The 18,484-nt window shown below is 66.3% G+C and carries 19 protein-coding genes; 16 read left to right on the top strand and 3 right to left on the bottom strand.

Annotation, left to right across the window (positions count from 1 at the left end; all coding sequences use genetic code 11):
• Positions 1–2: 2 nt before the first annotated feature.
• The 10 genes from FGS76_RS16870 (at position 3) to trmB (ending at position 9,824) form a co-directional block, all read left to right on the top strand.
• Positions 3–1,250 (top strand): HlyD/EmrA/EmrK family protein, encoded by a 1,248-nt coding sequence (locus FGS76_RS16870; protein ID WP_138773812.1) that lies wholly within the window; start codon positions 3–5, stop codon positions 1,248–1,250.
• A gap of 26 nt (positions 1,251–1,276) precedes the next feature.
• On the top strand, positions 1,277–2,863 hold the full coding sequence (locus FGS76_RS16865; protein WP_138773811.1) for a DHA2 family efflux MFS transporter permease subunit: 1,587 nt from the start codon (positions 1,277–1,279) through the stop codon (positions 2,861–2,863).
• 88 nt (positions 2,864–2,951) lie between these two features.
• The gene (ftsY, locus tag FGS76_RS16860; RefSeq protein WP_138773810.1) at positions 2,952–4,178 is read left to right on the top strand and encodes a signal recognition particle-docking protein FtsY; all 1,227 of its coding nucleotides are present in this window, start codon (positions 2,952–2,954) and stop codon (positions 4,176–4,178) included.
• A 168-nt stretch (positions 4,179–4,346) separates the two neighbouring features.
• Positions 4,347–5,078 carry a cell division ATP-binding protein FtsE gene (gene ftsE / locus FGS76_RS16855; protein ID WP_240692585.1) on the top strand — a complete coding sequence of 244 codons (732 nt, stop codon included), beginning with the start codon at positions 4,347–4,349 and terminating at the stop codon, positions 5,076–5,078.
• Positions 5,068–6,048, top strand: coding sequence for a permease-like cell division protein FtsX (ftsX, locus tag FGS76_RS16850; RefSeq protein WP_240692584.1), 981 nt, complete (start codon positions 5,068–5,070; stop codon positions 6,046–6,048). Before ftsE ends, ftsX begins: the two co-directional genes overlap by 11 nt.
• Before the next feature lie 242 nt (positions 6,049–6,290).
• The gene (gene rpoH, locus FGS76_RS16845) at positions 6,291–7,157 is read left to right on the top strand and encodes an RNA polymerase sigma factor RpoH (protein ID WP_138773808.1); all 867 of its coding nucleotides are present in this window, start codon (positions 6,291–6,293) and stop codon (positions 7,155–7,157) included.
• A gap of 337 nt (positions 7,158–7,494) precedes the next feature.
• Positions 7,495–7,863 (top strand): DUF423 domain-containing protein, encoded by a 369-nt coding sequence (locus tag FGS76_RS16840; RefSeq protein ID WP_138773807.1) that lies wholly within the window; start codon positions 7,495–7,497, stop codon positions 7,861–7,863.
• Positions 7,864–7,902: 39 nt separating this feature from the next.
• Entirely contained in the window at positions 7,903–8,103 is a 201-nt protein-coding gene (thiS, locus tag FGS76_RS16835; protein ID WP_138773806.1) for a sulfur carrier protein ThiS, read from the top strand.
• 188 nt (positions 8,104–8,291) lie between these two features.
• Positions 8,292–9,071 (top strand): thiazole synthase, encoded by a 780-nt coding sequence (locus tag FGS76_RS16830; RefSeq protein WP_138773805.1) that lies wholly within the window; start codon positions 8,292–8,294, stop codon positions 9,069–9,071.
• A 30-nt stretch (positions 9,072–9,101) separates the two neighbouring features.
• Positions 9,102–9,824: a tRNA (guanosine(46)-N7)-methyltransferase TrmB gene (gene trmB, locus FGS76_RS16825; protein ID WP_138773804.1), complete on the top strand. Its 723-nt coding sequence runs from the start codon at positions 9,102–9,104 to the stop codon at positions 9,822–9,824.
• Between the two features lie 35 nt (positions 9,825–9,859).
• On the opposite strand, the gene FGS76_RS16820 is transcribed toward trmB, so the two are convergent.
• Positions 9,860–10,456 carry an outer membrane beta-barrel protein gene (locus FGS76_RS16820; RefSeq protein WP_138773803.1) on the bottom strand — a complete coding sequence of 199 codons (597 nt, stop codon included), beginning with the start codon at positions 10,454–10,456 and terminating at the stop codon, positions 9,860–9,862.
• Between the two features lie 344 nt (positions 10,457–10,800).
• Complete coding sequence (locus tag FGS76_RS16815) at positions 10,801–12,132, bottom strand: MFS transporter (protein WP_138773802.1); 1,332 nt, start codon at positions 12,130–12,132, stop codon at positions 10,801–10,803.
• A 143-nt stretch (positions 12,133–12,275) separates the two neighbouring features.
• Between FGS76_RS16815 and FGS76_RS16810 the strand changes: the two genes are divergently transcribed.
• Entirely contained in the window at positions 12,276–12,791 is a 516-nt protein-coding gene (locus tag FGS76_RS16810) for a hypothetical protein (RefSeq protein ID WP_138773801.1), read from the top strand.
• 43 nt (positions 12,792–12,834) lie between these two features.
• Here FGS76_RS16810 and FGS76_RS16805 read toward each other — a convergent pair whose 3' ends face one another.
• Positions 12,835–13,407 (bottom strand): type 1 glutamine amidotransferase domain-containing protein, encoded by a 573-nt coding sequence (locus FGS76_RS16805; RefSeq protein WP_138773800.1) that lies wholly within the window; start codon positions 13,405–13,407, stop codon positions 12,835–12,837.
• A 171-nt stretch (positions 13,408–13,578) separates the two neighbouring features.
• On the opposite strand from FGS76_RS16805, the gene metX reads away from it, so the two are divergent.
• The 5 genes from metX to FGS76_RS16780 all read left to right on the top strand — a co-directional run bounded on the left by metX (position 13,579) and on the right by FGS76_RS16780 (position 18,477).
• The gene (gene metX / locus FGS76_RS16800) at positions 13,579–14,733 is read left to right on the top strand and encodes a homoserine O-succinyltransferase MetX (protein WP_138773799.1); all 1,155 of its coding nucleotides are present in this window, start codon (positions 13,579–13,581) and stop codon (positions 14,731–14,733) included.
• A complete protein-coding gene (metW, locus tag FGS76_RS16795) occupies positions 14,726–15,355 on the top strand; it encodes a methionine biosynthesis protein MetW (protein WP_138773798.1) in 630 nt (209 codons plus the stop codon). Before metX ends, metW begins: the two co-directional genes overlap by 8 nt.
• 15 nt (positions 15,356–15,370) lie before the next feature.
• Positions 15,371–15,970 carry an RdgB/HAM1 family non-canonical purine NTP pyrophosphatase gene (rdgB, locus tag FGS76_RS16790; RefSeq protein WP_138773959.1) on the top strand — a complete coding sequence of 200 codons (600 nt, stop codon included), beginning with the start codon at positions 15,371–15,373 and terminating at the stop codon, positions 15,968–15,970.
• Positions 15,971–16,012: 42 nt separating this feature from the next.
• The gene (gene hemW / locus FGS76_RS16785) at positions 16,013–17,149 is read left to right on the top strand and encodes a radical SAM family heme chaperone HemW (RefSeq protein WP_138773797.1); all 1,137 of its coding nucleotides are present in this window, start codon (positions 16,013–16,015) and stop codon (positions 17,147–17,149) included.
• Positions 17,150–17,310: 161 nt separating this feature from the next.
• Entirely contained in the window at positions 17,311–18,477 is a 1,167-nt protein-coding gene (locus FGS76_RS16780; protein WP_240692583.1) for an efflux RND transporter periplasmic adaptor subunit, read from the top strand.
• The last annotated feature ends 7 nt before the right edge of the window (positions 18,478–18,484 follow it).

Below are 18,484 nucleotides of genomic sequence, written 5' to 3'. Positions count from 1 at the left end.
TCATGGCCGAGCAAGACACGCACACCGACCCGGACCACACCGGTCACGCCCCCGACACCCAAGACCCCAACGGCAACACCGACCATAACAACGTCGACAACAATAATGCGGGCAAACGCAAACGCCTGCTGCTGATCCTCGCCGTGGTGGTGGTGATCGCCGCCGCCGGCTACGGCGCCTACTGGTTCCTCTGGGCACGCTTCCACATCACCACCGAAGACGCCTACGTGGGCGGCAACGTGGTCAGCATTTCCCCCCGAATCAGCGGCACGGTGGTCTCGATCCACGCGGAAGACACCGACCGGGTGGTGGCCGGGGACCTGCTGATCACCCTGGACGACACCGACGCCCGGGTGGCCCTGGAAGAGGCCAAGGCCAATCTGGCCCAGACCGTGCGCCAGGTGCGTCAGCTGTTCGACCAGGCGAACCGCCTGGAAGCCACCGTGACCCTGCGCAAGGCGTCCCTGGAACAGGCCCGCCGGGACTACCAGCGGGCCCGGGATCTGAAGCGGGTACGCGGCATCTCCACCCAGGATTTCCAACACGCGGAAACGCAACTGGAAACCGCCCGCGCCTCCTACCAGGAAGCGCGCCACCAACTGGCCGGCAGCCGCGCGGCGGTGGCCGGCACCACCCTGGACGATCACCCCCAGGTGCAGCAGGCGGAAGCCAGCCTGCGCCAGGCCTGGCTGCGCCTGCAGCGCACCCGCATCCTGGCCCCCGCCGACGGCTATGTGGCCCAGCGCGGCGTACAGGTGGGCCAGGAAGTGCAGCCCGCCAGCAAGCTGATGGCGGTGGTGCCCCTGGAACAGGTGTGGGTGGACGCCAACTTCAAGGAAACCGACCTTAACAACGTGCGTATCGGCCAGCCGGTGGAGCTCACCGCCGACCTGTACGGCGACGACCACCTTTACCACGGCAAGGTGGCCGGCCTGGCCGCCGGCACCGGCAACGCCTTCGCGCTGCTGCCGGCGCAGAACGCCACCGGTAACTGGATCAAGGTGGTGCAGCGGGTGCCGGTACGCATCCGCCTGGACGCGGAGGACCTGGAGGGCTTCCCGCTGCGCGTGGGCCTGTCCATGGAGGCCACCGTGGAAACCCGGGGCCGGGACGGCCAGATGCTGGCGGAAAGCCCGGTCAGCGGCGCCCGTTTTGAAACCTCGGTGTACCAACGGGACCAGAGTGAAGTGGACGCCATGATCGCCCGCATCCTGGCCGCCAACCGGGGCGACGACGCCCCGGCGTCCTGAGCCCGGCATGAACGAGGAGAATCGCCATGCCCGTTGACTCCGCGCCGGCCGGCGCCACGCCGGGGGGCAAGAAGGGCGTCAGCCCCTGGGTGATCGCGCCGGTGGTGGCCATCGCCGCGTTCATGGAAGTACTCGATATTTCCATCGCCAACGTGGCCCTGCTGCACATCGCCGGCGGCCTGTCCGCCACCCACGACGAGGCCACCTGGGTGCTCACCTCCTACACGGTGACCAACGCGGTGGTGCTGCCGATCAGTGGCTGGCTGTCCAACCTGCTCGGCCGCAAACGCTTCTTCATGATCTGCATCGCCGGCTTCACGGTCACCTCCCTGGCCTGTGGCCTGGCGCCGACCCTGGGGACGCTGATCCTGTTCCGCTGCCTGCAGGGCATCACCGGCGGCGGCCTGCAACCGGTGTCCCAGGCGATCCTGTCGGACGCCTTCCCGCCGGCGAAACGGGGCATGGCGTTCGCCATGTACGGCATCGCCGTGGTGTTCGCACCGGCCATCGGCCCCACCCTGGGCGGCTGGATCACCGACCATTTCTCCTGGCGCTGGGTGTTTCTGATCAACCTGCCGGTGGGGCTGATCCTGATTCCCCTGGTGCAGGCCCTGATCCGCGACCCGGACTACATGCGCCAGGCCCGGGACAAACGGGGCGGCAAGCGGCCCCGGGTGGACCTGATCGGCTTCAGCCTGCTGGTGGTGGGCCTGGGCGCCCTGCAGATCATGCTCGACCGGGGCCAGCAGGACGACTGGTGGCATTCCGGCTTTATCCTGACCATGAGCTGCCTGGCGGCGGTGGGCCTGATCGCCTTCCTGATCTGGGAGTGGTACGACCGCAACCCGATCGTCGACGTGCACCTGTTCCGCAACCGCAACTTCGCGGTGGCCAACCTGTTCATGATGATTCTCGGCTTCGTGCTGCTGGCCAGCACCGCGGTGCTGCCGCTGTATGTGCAGGAGCTGATGGGCTACACCGCCACCCAGGCGGGGCTGGTGCTGACCCCCGGGGGCATCGCCATTATCTGCCTGATGCCCCTGGTGGGGCGCCTGGTGGGCAAGGTGCAGACCCGCTATCTGATCGGGTTCGGCTTCCTGGTCAGCGGCATCGGCCTGTACACCATGACCGGCTTCAGCCTGCAGGCGGATTACCACACCATCATGATGGCCCGGGTTCTGCAGGCGTCGGCGCTGGGTTTCCTGTTCATTCCGATCAGCACCGCCGCCTACGACGGCCTGCCCATGGAAAAATCCAACGACGCCTCGGCGATCATCAACCTGGCCCGCAACCTGGGTGGCAGCATCGGTATTTCCCTGTCCACCACCCTGCTGGCCCGGCGCAGCCAGTTCCATCAATCGCGGCTGGCCGAGGAGATCACGCCCTACAACCCAGCCTACCAGGACCAGATGCACCAGATCGGCCAGGCCACCGGCGCCGGCGACCTGACCAGCCACGGCCTGCTCTACCATGACCTGCTCAACCAGGCGAGCATGCTGGGCTACCTGGACGTGTTCAAATTCATGGCGATTCTGTTCCTGTGCATGGTGCCGCTGGTGTTTATCATCCGCCGGGGCGTGGCCGGACGCGGGGCGCCGGCCGGGGCCCATTAGCAGCCACCGGCCGGCCGGCGTTTTTTGCCCGGCCCCATGGTGGTAGCATACCGACCGCCCCGCATTCGACCCCACAGGATCCGACCCGATGACCGACGACGCCCGCGACGACGATCGCAACGAGGAAGCACAGAAAGGCGGCTTCTTCTCGCGCATGTTCCGGCGCAAGCCAGAGGACAGGCCGGACCCGGCGCCGTCCAGCGACCGGCCGGAGCCCGATGCCGACAGCCCACCGGAAGCCGACGCCGGCCAGCCGCGGGCCCCTGAATCCGCGCCCTCCGAGCCGGCCCGACCCGAGCCGGTGCGGTCTGAACCAGTACGGTCCGAGCCCGCCGCGCCGCCAGCGCCGCCCCGCGAGGCGCCGGCCCCGGCCGCCGCCGACGAGGGCGGCGGCTTCTGGACCCGCATGAAGCAGGGCATGAGCAAGACCAGCAAGAACCTGGGCAAGGGCCTGGCGGACCTGCTGGTGGGCGCCAAGGAAATCGACGACGAGATCTTCGAGGAGATCGAGACCCAGCTGCTGGTGGCGGACGTGGGCGTGGAAGCCACCGACACCATCATCGCCAACCTCACCGAACGGGTGGGCCGCCAGGAACTGGTGGACGCCGACGCCCTCTATGAAGCCCTGCAGGAAGAACTGCGCAAGCTGCTGGAGCCGGTGGACGTGCCCCTGGAAATCGACCCGGGCAAGAAACCCTATGTGATCCTGATGGTGGGCGTGAACGGGGTCGGCAAGACCACCACCATCGGCAAGCTGGCCTGCCGCTTCAAGGCCGAGGGCAAGAGCGTGATGCTGGCCGCCGGCGACACCTTCCGCGCCGCCGCCGTGGAGCAGCTGCAGGTATGGGGCGAGCGCAACGACATCCCGGTGGTGGCCCAGCACACCGGCGCGGACTCCGCCAGCGTGGTCTATGACGCGGTGCAGGCGGCGCAGTCCCGGGGCGCCGACGTGCTGATCGCCGACACCGCCGGCCGGCTGCACACCCGGGGCAACCTGATGGAAGAACTCTCCAAGGTCACCCGGGTGATGAAAAAACTGTCCCCGGAGGCCCCCCACGAGGTGCTGCTGGTGCTGGACGCCGGCACCGGCCAGAACGCCATCAACCAGGCCCAGGAATTCCGCGACACCGCCGGCGTCACCGGCCTGGTGCTGACCAAACTCGACGGCACCGCCAAAGGCGGTATCCTGTTCGCTCTGGCCAAACGCACCGGCCTGCCGATCCGCTTTATCGGCGTCGGCGAACAGCTCGAGGACCTGCGCCCCTTCAACGCCGAGGAGTTCGTGCAGGCGTTGTTCGAAGATGTGGCCGGGTGAGTTACAAGTTGAAAGTTAAAAGTTACAAGGCGCGGGGCACGGCGGCCGGGTCGGAAAGGCCGTGCCCGCGCCCGCTCGCAGCGCGCAGCCGAAACGTTTGAGAGCGCTACGCCCTTGCCTCGCGTTGTAACTTTTAACTTGTAACTTTCAACTGTCCCAAGGACCTACATGATCAAATTCGACCGGGTCGGCAAACGCTACCCGAACGGCAAGGACGCCCTGCGGCAGATCAGTTTTGAGCTGCCCGCCGGGCAATTGACCTTCCTGACCGGGCATTCCGGGGCGGGGAAGTCCACCTTGCTGAAGCTGATCATGATGATCGAACGGCCCACCCAGGGGCAGGTGTTCGTGGAAGGCCAGAACCTGACCGGGGTGGGCAGCCGGCATATCCCCTTCCTGCGCCGCAAGATCGGCATGGTGCATCAGAACCACCAGTTGCTGTTCGACCGCAGTGTGTTCGACAACGTGGCCCTGCCGCTGGTGATCGCCGGCTTCGCCCGGGCCGATATCGGCAAGCGGGTGCGCGCGGCCCTGGACAAGGTGGGGCTGCTGGACAAGGAAAAGCTCAACCCGATCATGCTCTCCGGCGGTGAGCAGCAGCGCATCGGCATCGCCCGGGCGGTGGTCAACAAGCCGCCGCTGCTGCTCGCCGACGAGCCCACCGGTAATCTGGACCCGGCGCTGAGCGCCGAGATCATGGACCTGTTCCACGATTTCGCCCGGGTCGGCGTGGCGGTGCTGATCGCCACCCACGACCTGTCGCTGATCGCCCGCTACCGGCACCGCCTTCTGACCCTGCGCGAGGGCCGGCTGATCCACGATGGCGAGGAAGGCGTCTCCCAGCGCGACCAGGACCTGGCCCTTTTCGCCCGCCCCCGGGAGGACCGCCGTGGCCCGTAACACTCGCCAGCGCCGGCCCGCCGGCGCGCGCAGCACCCGCACCTCCCTGGGCGACCGCCTCACCGCCTGGCGCCAGCATCACCGGGATTCCCTGGGCGATGCCCTGGGCCGCATGGCGGCGGCACCCACCGCCGCCCTGATGACGGTGCTGGTGATCGCCATCGCCCTGGCGCTGCCCGCCGGGCTGGCGGTGCTGATGGACAATGCCCGCGTCATCACCAAGGGCTGGGACGGCCAGGCGCACCTGTCCGTGTTCCTCAAACTGGACACCGCCGAGGACCGCCAGCGGGCCCTGGCCCGGGAGTGGGACGGGTTCGACACGGTGGCGCGCACCGAGGTGATCACCCGCGCCCAGGCCCTGGACGAATTCAAGACCCTGTCCGGCTTCGGCGACGTGCTGGAAGCCTTGCCCGACAACCCGCTGCCGCCGCTGATCGTGGTCTATCCGGAGAACGTGGCGCCAGGCCAGGTGGAGGCCCTGCAGCGACGGCTCAACGCGGTGCCGGAGGTCGACAACGCCCAGCTCGACGTGGCCTGGGTGCGGCGCCTGCACGCCATTATCGAGCTGGGCGACCGGATGATCAGCGTGCTTACCCTGGGCCTGGCCCTGGCGGTGGTGCTGGTGGTGGTGAACACCGTTCGGCTGGCCATCGAAAGCCGCCGGGAGGAGATCGTGGTGATCAAGATCGTCGGCGGTACTGACGGTTTCGTGCGCCGCCCGTTCCTGTACAGCGGCTTCTGCGTGGGCTTCGCCGGCGGCGTGCTGGCGCTGATCCTGGTGAGCCTGGCGCTGTGGTGGCTGGGCGGCCCCATCGACGAGCTGCTGCGGCTCTACGAAAGTGAACACTCGCTTACCGGCATGAGCCCATCCACCGTGTTTGTTTTACCGCTGTTCAGCGGCACCCTGGGGCTGCTCGGGGCCTGGCTGGCGGTGAGCCGTCACCTGGGCGACATCGAACCCCAGTTCTAGGCCCCCGCCCGGGGGCCGGTTTTGCGTTTCTTTACCCTCGCGGGCCCTTCTTTTCCCTAAAGTGGGAATTCCTCCCGGGATTCACAGTCGATGTTGATGGGCATCACCGAAACGGTGCCCGTTCCCATCGATACTGCCCCCGGGGCCATTGATGAAACGAATGGCAGGGAACTATTCAGGCTATTAGCACTCCTATTACCCGAGTGCTAATATCCGTCCCAATAGAACCAGGGAGAAGGGAAATGACAACCCAACAACTGCAACAGGCCCAGGCGTTGCCGCTGGCGGTTCCAGGACATGACCTGGATGCGTATATCCGCGCGGTCAACTCGGTGCCGGTGCTCAGCGTCGACGAAGAGCGGCAGCTGGCCGAGCGGTTGTACTTCCAGGAAGATCTCGACGCCGCCCGTAACATGGTGCTGGCCCATCTTCGCTTCGTGGTGCACATCGCGCGCAGCTACACCGGCTACGGCCTGCCGCTGGGCGATCTGATCCAGGAAGGCAACGTGGGCCTGATGAAGGCGGTGAAACGCTTTGATCCCGAAAAAGGCGTGCGCCTGGTGAGCTTCGCGGTGCACTGGATCAAGGCGGAAATTCACGAGTACGTGATCAAGAACTGGCGCATCGTGAAAGTGGCCACCACCAAGGCCCAGCGCAAGCTGTTCTTCAACCTGCGCGGCCAGAAAAAGCGTCTTGCCCGGCTCACCACCGAGGAAGCGCAACGGGTGGCCGATGATCTGGGCGTAACCCCGGCCCAGGTGAAGGAAATGGAAGGGCGCCTGGGCGCCTTTGACGCCAGCTTCGACGGCCCCACCAACGACGACGAGGACAACCCGATCCCGTCACCGGCCGCTTATCTGCACAGCGATAACAGCGACCCGGCGGATCTGGTGGCCGAGCAGGACGACCAGGAGCGCAGCTCCCGCCAGCTGGGCTCCGCGATCATGACCCTGGACGAACGCAGCCGCGACATTCTCGAACGCCGCTGGCTGGCCGACCAGAAAGCCACGCTCCAGGAGCTGGCCAATGAATATGGCGTGTCCGCCGAGCGGATTCGCCAGCTTGAAAACAACGCGCTGAAAAAGCTTCGCAACGCCATCGCCGCCTGAGGCGGCCGGCGAAGCCGAGTACCCCTTGCCCCGGCCCCCCTGCCGGGGCTTTTTTTTGGTTCATCGCGCTTTGGCGGGAAATCGATGCGGGGGATCTCTATCCGGGACGCGGAGCTGTGTGGGTTGGGGATTGCTGTAGGAGCGGCTTCAGCCGCGATCCTCTGGGTGCCATCGTCATCGCGACTAAAGTCGCTCCTACCAAGGGCCCGGCGCCCTGAGCCGCGCCCTGGCTGGAGCGAGGCTTCCCGCTAAACCCCGATCCCAGGGCTTGAAGGACGCCCGCCAGGCGCCAATTTCCAGTACAATCGGCGCTCCACCCATCAACACAGCGGTGACCATGAAATACCTGCTTGTACTGGGGGCCCTGAACGGCGCCCTGGCGGTCACACTCGGGGCGTTCGGCGCCCACGGGCTGAAAAACCGGGTCGACGCCGGCATGCTCGAAGTCTGGGGCACCGCCAGCCAATACCATTTCTACCACGCGCTGGCGCTGCTGCTGGTGGGCCTGCTGGCCCGCCAGGCCGGCGCCGGCGTGGTCACCGCCGGCTGGATTCTGTTCGCCGGCACGCTGGTGTTCAGCGGCAGCCTCTATGCGCTGGTGCTGAGCGGCCAGAAATGGCTGGGCGCGATCACGCCGCTGGGCGGCACCGCGCTGATCATCGGCTGGCTGTGGCTGGCCTGGTCCCTGTGGCGCGCCCACGGCTGATCGGCACCCCACCCCCAACCACGGATAGTGAGCACGACCATGACTGCCCTGACCGTAAACGGCGACCCGCTGACCCTGGACGGCACCACCGTCGCGGACCTGGTGGCTCAATTGCAGCTGCAGGGCCGCCGGCTGGCGGTGGAAGTGAACCGGGACATCGTGCCCAAGAGCGAGCACGGCCAGCACCGTCTCAACGACGGTGACGTGGTGGAGATCGTGCACGCTATTGGCGGTGGGTAAATCGCGCCTCACCGCGCGATTTACCCACCGGACAGGAAGTCCGGGCCGGGCGCTCCGACCGGCACGGCGCCGCGCCAGGAATGGCGGGCACGGCCTGGTAGAATGGACAGCCACAACGCCGGGAACACCGGGCGCCCGCCCGCTACAATGAACACCACCGAATCACCGAACCAACGCTGGAACCCACCATGTCCGACCCGCTTCATATCGCAGGCAAAACCTACCAGTCCCGGCTGCTGATCGGCACCGGCAAATACAAGGATTTCGAGGAAACCCGCCAGGCCGTGGAAGCCAGCGGCGCGGAGATCGTCACCGTGGCGGTGCGCCGCACCAACCTGGGCCAGGAGGCCGGCGAGCCCAACCTGCTCGATTTCGTCAGCCCGGACAAATACACCATCCTGCCCAACACCGCCGGCTGCTTTAACGCCGAGGACGCGGTGCGCACCTGCAAGCTGGCCCGGGAACTGCTGGACGGCCACAAGCTGGTGAAGCTGGAAGTGCTGGGCGACCAGAAAACCCTGTACCCGAACATCGCCCATACCGTGCGCGCCGCCCAGCAGCTGGTGGACGACGGCTTCGACGTGATGGTCTACACCAACGACGACCCGATCGTCGCCAAGGAACTGGAAGACATGGGCTGTGTGTCGGTGATGCCGCTGGGCTCCCTGATCGGCTCCGGCCTGGGCGTGCTCAACCCGCACAACATTCTGCTGATCATGGAAGAGGCCAAGGTGCCGATCATCGTCGACGCCGGCGTGGGTACCCCCAGTGACGCCACCCTGGCCATGGAACTGGGCTGCGACGGCATCCTGATGAACTCCGCCATCGCCCACGCCCGCAATCCGGTGCTGATGGCCAGCGCCATGAAGAAAGCCATCGAAGCCGGCCGCGAGGGCCTGTTGGCCGGGCGCATGCCCAAGCGCGCTTTCGCCAACCCGTCGTCGCCCTCCGAAGGCCTGGTGTCCTGACCAAGCCTTGAATCGAAAGGATCGCCCCACATGCTCGATTTTCTGCACCAGGACAAGGACCCGGAAACCGGCAAGGTGATGCGCCGGGTGCGCAGTTTCGTGCTGCGCGAAGGCCGCCTCACCGCCGGCCAGCGCCGCGCCCTGGACACCCTGTGGCCGCGCTTCGGCCTGGAACGGGGCCAGGGTGAACTGGACCCGGTGGCGGTGTTCGGCCGGGACGCGGACCGGGTGCTGGAAATCGGCTACGGCATGGGCGCCTCCCTGGCGGCCATGGCCGAGGCGGAACCGGACAAGGATTTTATCGGCATCGAGGTGCACCGCCCCGGCGTCGGCGCGCTGCTAATCGAAATCGAGCAGCGCGGGCTGGGCAATGTGCGCAGCTACTGCGATGACGCCGTGGATATTCTCAAGCTGTGCATTGCCGACGGCAGCCTGGAACGGGTGCAGCTGTATTTCCCCGATCCCTGGCACAAGAAGAAGCACCACAAACGCCGCATCGTGCAGCCGGATTGGGTGGCCCTGGTGGGCCGCAAGCTGCGCCCCGGCGGGGTGCTGCACATGGCCACGGACTGGGAAAACTACGCCGAGCACATGATGGAAGTGATGGCCGGCGCCGATGGCTTCAAGAACCGGGCCGGCGCGGGCCAATTCGCGGACCGGCCGGCCTGGCGCCCGGAAACCAAGTTCGAGCGCCGGGGCGCCGGCCTGGGCCACGGAGTGTGGGATTTGCTGTTTGAACGAACGGCGCCGTAGCGAGGGCCACGGCGCCGTATCAGGCGGCGGGGTGACTAGAAGCGGTATTCCAGGCCCACGGCCAGGCTGTCGTATTCCAGGTCTTCGCTGACGTCATCCGCCTCGAAGGAGTAGCGGCTGTAGGAAGCGGTCACCCCGGCCTGTTCGCTGAGCAGCCAGGCCGCCCGCAGGCCGTAGAAAAAGTCCCGGGCGTCGTCGTCCATGCTGTCAGAGCCACCCGGGCCGCGCACGCGGAACGTAATGTCCGCGTTCTGGATGCCCAGGGTGCCGCCCAGGTAAAACGACGGGGTCAGCGGGAACATGGCGTCGGCGGCCACGTAGAAACCGTCCGCTTCCACCTCGAATTTACCGATGCCGCCCAGGACATCGGCTTCCGCGTCACCGAATTTCCGGTAGCCGAACCGGAAGGTAAAGATATCGTTGGCCGCCAGGCCCACGTATACATCCCCGCCCATTTCCGCGTCCGGCGAGTCGGCATCGACCGCGCCGCTCACCGCATCCTCGAAAAAGTCGTCCGCGTTGCTCTGATCACGGGCGACGGCCGCACCGAACAGAAAGCTGGATTCGGCCTGGGCGGCCAGCGGCGAAAAGGCCAGGGCGGCGGTGGTAGCAAGCAAAAGTGATTTTTTCATTGGGATCCCTCCAACATCGTTTTTTATTTAAGAGCGCCGAAACTTACACAAAAACGTTATAAAAGGTAAATCCCGATTTCGCCGCTGGCCGGCGTGGGGGCGATGGGGTCCACCTGAATCGCCGCGACGGCGGCGCATCAAGGAGGAGCCCGTGTGCGATTCGCGGGGGCTCACCCTGTGCGCGCACTTCTGATCGTATTAGTGGCGGGCCGGCGGGTGGTTTATCGCGGCTGAAGCCGCTCCTACGGAGGGGCGTCGGGCCGGTGGTATCGCGGCTGAAGCCGCTCCTACAGAACGCAGAGGGGCGTGGGACCGGCGGTTATCGCGTTTGGTTTGAGCCGCGATCAGACTTCCTTGAGGCGCCAGGACCAGAAGGTGCCGAGGGCGCCCATCAATCCCAGGAACACCAGGGCCCACTGGGCGCCGGTCACCGAAACGCCGGTGCTGATGCCGCCCACCACCAGTAGCAATACGCCGATGACGGTGTTGCTGACCGCCGTGTAATCGGTGCGCTTGGTGCCACCGGCCATGTCCACCAGATAGGTTTTGCGACCGATACGCACCCCGGAGTGCGCCACCGACAGCACAAAGAAGGCCACCGGGTAGAACCAGGCCAGGCGATCGCTTTGTGGCGCCCACAGCGCCACCGCCGCCACGCCCAGACAGACCAGGGCCGCCAGCCCGCCACCGCGCATCATCACCTGGCGGCTGGAGGCGTCGGCCATGTATCCCCAGACCGTGGCGCTGAGGGTGCTGGCCAGGCTGGAGGCGATCAGGAAGCCGCCCAGCAGGGCCGCGCCCTGGCCCCGTTCCTGGGCCAGCACCACCAGGAAGGGCGAGCCCAGCGCCGAGGTCATCAGCAGGGCTCGGGCGATCACGAAGTTCCTGAATGGCGGGTCGTCCACCAACAGGCTCAGGCTGGCCAGGGCTTCCCGGAAGGCGTGGCCGCCACCGGCGGTTTCCCCCTCGAATTCATCCACCCGGGCGAACACCGCCGCCGCCAACCACCAGGCCAGCCCCGCCGCCGCCAGCAACACCGTGTAGAACAGCAGGCCCGGCTCCTGATCGGAGCCGAACAAAAACACCCCCACCGCCAGGGTGGCCAGGCCGGACAGGGTGGAGGCCAGGCCGGTGAGGCGGCCACGGCGGGATTTGGGAATGCACTTGCCCTGCACATCCTTCATGGCCACGGAGCAGAACCCGCGCCCCAGGCTGAAGATCACCAGCAGGCCGACAATGGCAAGCCCGGCGGCGAGCCCCTGCCAGTGCCACACCGCCAGCGCCATGCCGAACACGCACAGGCCCTGCAACACCGCCCCCAGGGCCCAGAATCCCTTGCGCACCGGATGGCGGCGCACCCAGGCGCCGATCAACAACTGCGGGATCAGCGAACCGGATTCACGGATCGGCACCAGGGCCCCGGCCAGGGCGGCGGGGGCGCCCACCGCGCCGATCAGCCAGGCCAGCACGGTCTTCGGGTTGATCAGCAGGTCGCCGATTTTGGAAAGCAGATTGGCCAGAATGATCTTGAAGAAATTGCCGGGCACCTCCCGGCAGGCTTGCTCGCTGATGTCCGTGCAGGTGCGTGCGTCCTCGTCATTGGCCACCAATGCGTACAGCCGCGACAGGGTGGCCCGGTCATCGCCGGAGCGCACCCGTGTGTCCGGATTGCTCATCCGTCTCCCCTTAAAACCTCGTAAAAACCCCTTGTTTCCCGGTACTCCGGCGCCCATGGTGAAACCATAAGGAGATCAGAGCACTCAGGAAGGCGCCGGCCCCGGCAACGGGTCACCGGCATCATTCCAAGGAGGATATCACCATGTACCGCGTGTATTACCTGGTACGCAGCCTGGATCAGGTGAAGGTTGCTCTGAACGGTCTCAAACGGGCCCGCGTCGACGAAAGCCGCGTCTGGGTGGTGAGCCGCGACAATGGCCGCCTCCAGGCCGAAGGCATCCACGCCTCCACGCCCTGGGAGGACACCAATCTGATGAGCAACGGCTTCTATGGCGCGTTGCTCGGCGCCGCCCTGGGCCTGCTGGCGGGCTGGGCGCTCAGTGGCATCGACCCCTGGGGCGTGGATATCGGCGTGTTCGGCGTGATGCTGTGCGTGCTGTTCTTCGGCGCCCAGGGCGCCTGGACCGGCGGCATGTGGGGCATTTCCCAGGCCAACCGACATCTGAAGCCGTACATGAAGGACATCCGCCGTGGCTTATACCTGATTCTGGTGGATGTGGACCGGGAGCCGGAGTGCCAGCGCGTGCACCGGGTGCTGAACGCCAGCGTGCGCCCGGTCCAGGAGGCCGACGACAGGGCCTACAGCCCGCTGTTCTGAGCGCCGGCCCGGGGCGCCGGTCGGCGCCCCGGCCTCTCCAGGGTCAGCTATGCTGGCCATCATGCCGGCCTTCGGCCAGTTCCTCTTCCAGCCGTTTGCAGAACGCGTCCAGATCCTTGGGCGTGCGGCTGGTGACCAGACCGTTGTCCACCACCACTTCGCTGTCTTCCCAGTGCGCGCCGGCGTTCTTCAGGTCCTGGGCCACCGAGGCCACGGAGGTCATCTTGCGCCCCTCGACCACACCGGCGTTGATCAATACCCAGGGCGCGTGGCAGATCGCCGCCACCGGTTTGCCGCTGTCGAAGAAGGCACGCACGAATTTGAGGGCGTCTTCATTGAGGCGCAGGGCGTCCGGGTTGAACAGACCGCCGGGCAGCACCAGGGCGTGGTAGTCCGCGGCGCTGGCCTGGTCCAGGGTGCGCGACACCTCATAGGTTTCGCCCCAGTCGGTTTCCGCCCAGGCGCGGATGCCATCGGCCTTGCCTTGCGGGGCGATCACGTCCACATCGACCCCGTGGCCGGCCAGGGAGGCCTTGGGCACGGACAATTCGGATTCCTCGAAACCGTCGGTGGCAAGGATCGCCACCCGCTTTCCATTCAAGGCTTGGGTGTTCATGACGTACTCCTGTTGCGTGCATGATGGCCCATGCTAGACCTTTCCCGGCCAGGGTCCCGGCAACACCCCTTAAAAAACTGCAAAACAACCACGCCCCGGAAAGCGGCCGGCCGCGTTGCACGGCCGGGGGGCGGTCGATAGACTTTGCCCACCTTTGGATGGTTAGCCGAAATGCCCGAATCGATTCCCCAGGACTCCGTGGGCCTGGTCCAGCCCCAGACCCTGCACGTGGACCAGCCGCTTGAGCTGGAATGCGGGCGTGTGCTGCCCGCCTACGATCTGGTGTACGAGACCTATGGCACGCTCAACGCGGATCAGTCCAACGCGATCCTGATCTGCCATGCCCTGTCTGGCCATCACCACGCCGCCGGTTATCACGGCGAGGACGACAAGCGACCCGGCTGGTGGGACAGCTGCATCGGCCCGGGCAAGCCCATCGACACCAACCGCTTCTTCGTGGTCTGCCCCAACAACCTGGGCGGCTGCCACGGCTCCAGCGGCCCGCTGTCCCGCAACCCGGACACCGGCGAGCTGTGGGGCCCGGATTTCCCGATGATGACGGTGAAGGACTGGGTAAAAAGCCAGACCCGCCTGGCCGACGCCCTGGGCATCGATCAGTGGGCGGCGGTGGTGGGCGGCAGCCTGGGCGGCATGCAGGCGATGCAGTGGGCCATCGATTTCCCCGCGCGTCTGCGCCACTCGGTGGTGATCGCCGGGGCGCCCAAGCTGTCGGCGCAGAACATCGCCTTCAACGAGGTGGCGCGCCAGTCGATCCTCACCGATCCCCAGTTCCACGGCGGGCGCTATTACCTGCATGACACCTACCCCCGCCAGGGGCTGATCCTGGCGCGCATGGTCGGGCACATCACCTACCTGAGCGACGACGCCATGCGCATGAAGTTCGGCCGTGATCTGCGCTCCGGACGGTTCCACTTCGGCTTCGACGTGGAATTCCAGGTGGAATCCTATCTGCGCCACCAGGGCGAGACCTTCTCGCGCAACTTCGACGCCAACACCTACCTGTTGATGACCAAGGCGCTGGACTATTTCGACCCGGCCCGGGACTACGACCACTCCCTGGAAAAAGCCATGGAGCAGACCCGCTGCAAGTTCCTGGTGATGTCGTTCAACTCCGACTGGCGGTTCGCGCCGGAGCGCAGCCGCGAGATCGTCAACGCGCTGGTGCAGGCGGGCCGCGATGTGAGCTACGCGGAAATCGACACCCCCAAGGGGCACGATGCCTTCCTGCTGCCGATTCCTGAATACACCAAGCTGCTGGGCGCCTACCTGGGCCGGGTGGCGGACGAGGTGCGCGCCGATGTCTGAGGCAATCACGGACCCACGCAAGACGGCCGCCCACCGCGACGACCTGCGCCTGATCAGCGACTGGATTCCCCGTGGCGCCACGGTGCTGGACCTGGGCTGCGGCGACGGCTCCCTGCTGGCATCGCTGCGCCAGGAGCGCGACGTGAACGGCTATGGCCTGGAGATCGACCAGGACAACATCGCCGCCTGCTTCGAGAAAGGCGTCAATGTGATCGAGCAGGATCTGGACAAGGGCCTGGGCAACTTCCAGAGCGAGCGCTTCGACTATGTGATCATGACCCAGGCCCTGCAGGCGGTGCTGCGGCCGGACGCGATTCTCGACGAGATGCTGCGCGTGGGCCGCGAGGCGATCATCACCTTCCCCAATTTCGGCCACTGGCGAGTGCGCTCCTATCTGGGCTTCAAGGGCCGCATGCCGGTATCCTCGGCGCTGCCCTACGAGTGGTACGACACCCCCAACATTCACCTGTGCACGGTGAAGGATTTCCAGGTCCACTGTCAGCGCAAGGATATTCGTATCATCGAGCGCACCGTGGTCAACCGCCACCATCGCAGCGGCGCCCTGACCCGGGCCTGGCCCAATATGTTCGGCGAAATCGCCGTTTACCGTGTCACCCGCTGATCGCGGAGAGCAATGATGACGACCCTGGTGCTGGCCTCCGGCAACCGCAAGAAACTCGAGGAAATGCGCGCCATTCTGGCGCCGCTGGACCGCGAGGTGGTGCCGCAGAGTGATTTCGACGTGCCCGAGGCGGAGGAGACCGGCCTGACCTTCGTGGAGAACGCCATTCTCAAGGCGCGCAACGCCGCCCGCCACACCGGTCTGCCGGCCATCGCCGACGACTCCGGCCTGGAAGTGGACGCCCTCAATGGCGCGCCGGGGATTTATTCCGCGCGCTTCTCCGGTGCCGACGCCAGTGATGCCAAGAACAACGCCCTGCTGGTGGAAATGCTTGGCGACCTGCCGGAGGCGCCCCGTACCGCCCGCTACCAGGCGGTGCTGGTGCTGATGCGCCACGCCGAGGACCCCACGCCGCTGATCTGCCAGGGCACCTGGGAGGGCGAGATCGTGCTGGACCCCCGGGGCGAGCACGGCTTCGGCTACGATCCCTACTTCCTGCTGCCGGACCTGGGCAAGACCGCCGCCGAACTGGACCCGGTGGAGAAAAACCGCGTCAGTCATCGCGGCCGGGCCCTGGCGGAACTGATCGCCCGCCTGAACGGGGATCGCGGCTGAAGCCGCTCCTACGGGCAATCGTAGGAGCGGCTTCAGCCGCGAATGGCCATGACCTCACCGCCCCTGAGCCTCTATGTGCACGTGCCCTGGTGCGTGCGCAAGTGCCCCTATTGCGACTTCAACTCCCACCAGGGCGACCCGCAAGAGGACGCCTATCTGCGCGCCCTGCTCACCGACCTGGACCAGGACCTGCCCTGGATAACCGGCCGGACGGTGGACACGGTATTCATCGGCGGCGGCACGCCGAGCCTGATGAGCGCCGACTTTTACCGGGACCTGTTTATTGGTCTGCGCCAACGGCTGACCCTGGCCGCCGACGCGGAGATTACCCTGGAAGCCAACCCGGGCACCCTGGAAGCCGGCCGCTTCGCCGGTTTCCGCGAGGCCGGCATCAACCGACTGTCCATCGGCGTGCAGAGCTTCCACGCGGATCACCTGCGCGCCCTGGGGCGCATCCACGGGCCGGATCAGGCGCGGGCGGCGGCCCGTGAGGCCCGCGCCGCCGGCTTCGATAATTTCAATCTGGACCTGATGCACGCGCTGCCCGGGCAAACCACCGGGCAAGCCCTGGACGACCTGCGCGCCGCACTGGAATTGGGGCCCACCCATCTGAGCTGGTACGAACTCACCATCGAGCCCAATACCGCCTTCTTCCGCGCCCCGCCGGAACAACCGGACGGCGACCACCGGGCCGATACCGAGGAGGCCGGGTTCGCGTTGCTCGCCGACGCCGGCTTCCACCGCTACGAAGTGTCCGCCTTCGCCCGGCCCGGCAAGGCGTGCCGTCATAATCTGAATTACTGGCGGTTCGGGGATTATCTGGGCATCGGCGCCGGCGCCCACGGCAAACTGACCCTGCCGGACCGGCGCCTGCGCTACCAGAAAACCCGCCAACCGGCCCACTACCTGGGCGACCCGGCGGCGGCCCGCCGTCAGGAAACGGTCATCGAAGCGCCGCTTCAGGAAGCCCTGCTCAATGGTTTGCGGTTGCTGGACGGCGTGGCGGTGGAAACGCTGGCGGCCCGCAGCGGCGTGGCGGCGGCCACCATTAAGGACACTCTGGCGCCATTCCGGGCCCAGGGTTTGCTGGTCGACAATACCGACCGTGCCGCGTGCACGGCCCTGGGCCTGCGCCATCTGGATACGGTTCTCGAACGTCTGTTCGAACGGCTGGTTTAATATCCCGCCACGCTGTCGTATGCTCGCGGTCAGATTTTACGTTGTAAGGGAACGACAGCCAGCTCCAGGGAGAGAGCTTCCTGCAAGGCAAGCCCGCGAATACCCACCCTTACAGGCATAACCCTTTAAAAAATACCGCCTTTAATCAGGGATCCGGACCAATGAGCAAGCGCATTATCAGCAAGCGCATGGTGATCATGCTGATCATCCTGGCAATCGTGTTTGGGGGTATCTTCGGCTGGAAAGCTTTTGTCGGCATGAAGATCAACGAATACTTCGACAACATGCCGCAACCCGCCGCCGCCGTGTCCACCTATGAAGCCCGACCGGACAACTGGGCGCTGATGCTGGAGGCGGTGGGCACCGTCAACGCGGTGAACGGCGTGGACGTGACCAGCCAGGTGGCCGGGGAAGTGCAGAAGATTGAGTTCGAGTCCGGCGACACGGTGAAGAAAGGCGATGTGCTGGTGACCCTGGAATCCGCCGCCGACCGTGCCCAGCTGAATGCGCTGGAAGCCACCGCCCGGCTGTCCCGCCAGGAGTTCGACCGTTACCAGCGGCTCTTCAAGCAGGGCAGCATTTCCAAGTCCGAACTGGACAACCGCCGCGCCCAGCGCGACCAGTCCATGGCCCAGGCCCAGGCCCAGCAGGAACAACTCAACTACAAAACCGTGCGCGCGCCCTTCGACGGCCGGCTCGGCATTCGCCGGGTGGACCTGGGGCAGTATTTGCAGCCCGGCACGCCGGTGGTGAGCCTGACCCAGCTGGAGCCGATTTTCGTGGACTTCTCGCTGCCGGAGCAGGAGCTGAGCAAGGTGGAGCAGGGGTTCAAGGTGCGGGTGCGGCTGGATGCCTTCCCGGATGAAACCTTCGAAGGCGAGATCAGTGCCATCGAGCCCGGCGTGGACGCGGCCACCCGCAACGTGAACATCCAGGCCCGTTTCGAGAACGCGGACCGCAAGCTGCGCCCGGGCATGTTCGCCAAGGTGAACATCCAGCTGCCCCAGGCGGAAGACGTGGTGGTGGTGCCGCGCACCGCGATCAGCTACGCCCCCTACGGCAACGCCGTATTCGTGCTTCAGGACAGCGACGGCAAAGCCAAGCAGGAAGAGGGCAAGGACAACGGCGAACCCCAGAAGATCGTCAAGAAGCGCTTCGTGAAACTGGGCCGCCAGCGCGGCGACCTGGTGGCGGTGGTGGAAGGCCTCAAGCCCGGCGAAGTGGTGGCCACCAGCGGCCTGCTGAAACTGCGCAACGACGCCAAGGTGACCATCGAAAACGATGTGCAGCCTTCCGCCGACCCGGCGCCGACGCCGGGTAACAGCTGAGGCCGCC

This window comes from Alloalcanivorax gelatiniphagus (genome assembly GCF_005938655.1).
GTDB lineage: Bacteria > Pseudomonadota > Gammaproteobacteria > Pseudomonadales > Alcanivoracaceae > Alloalcanivorax > Alloalcanivorax gelatiniphagus.
The sequence above is the reverse complement of the archived record's forward strand: the minus strand, read 5'-3'. Positions and strand labels throughout refer to the sequence as shown.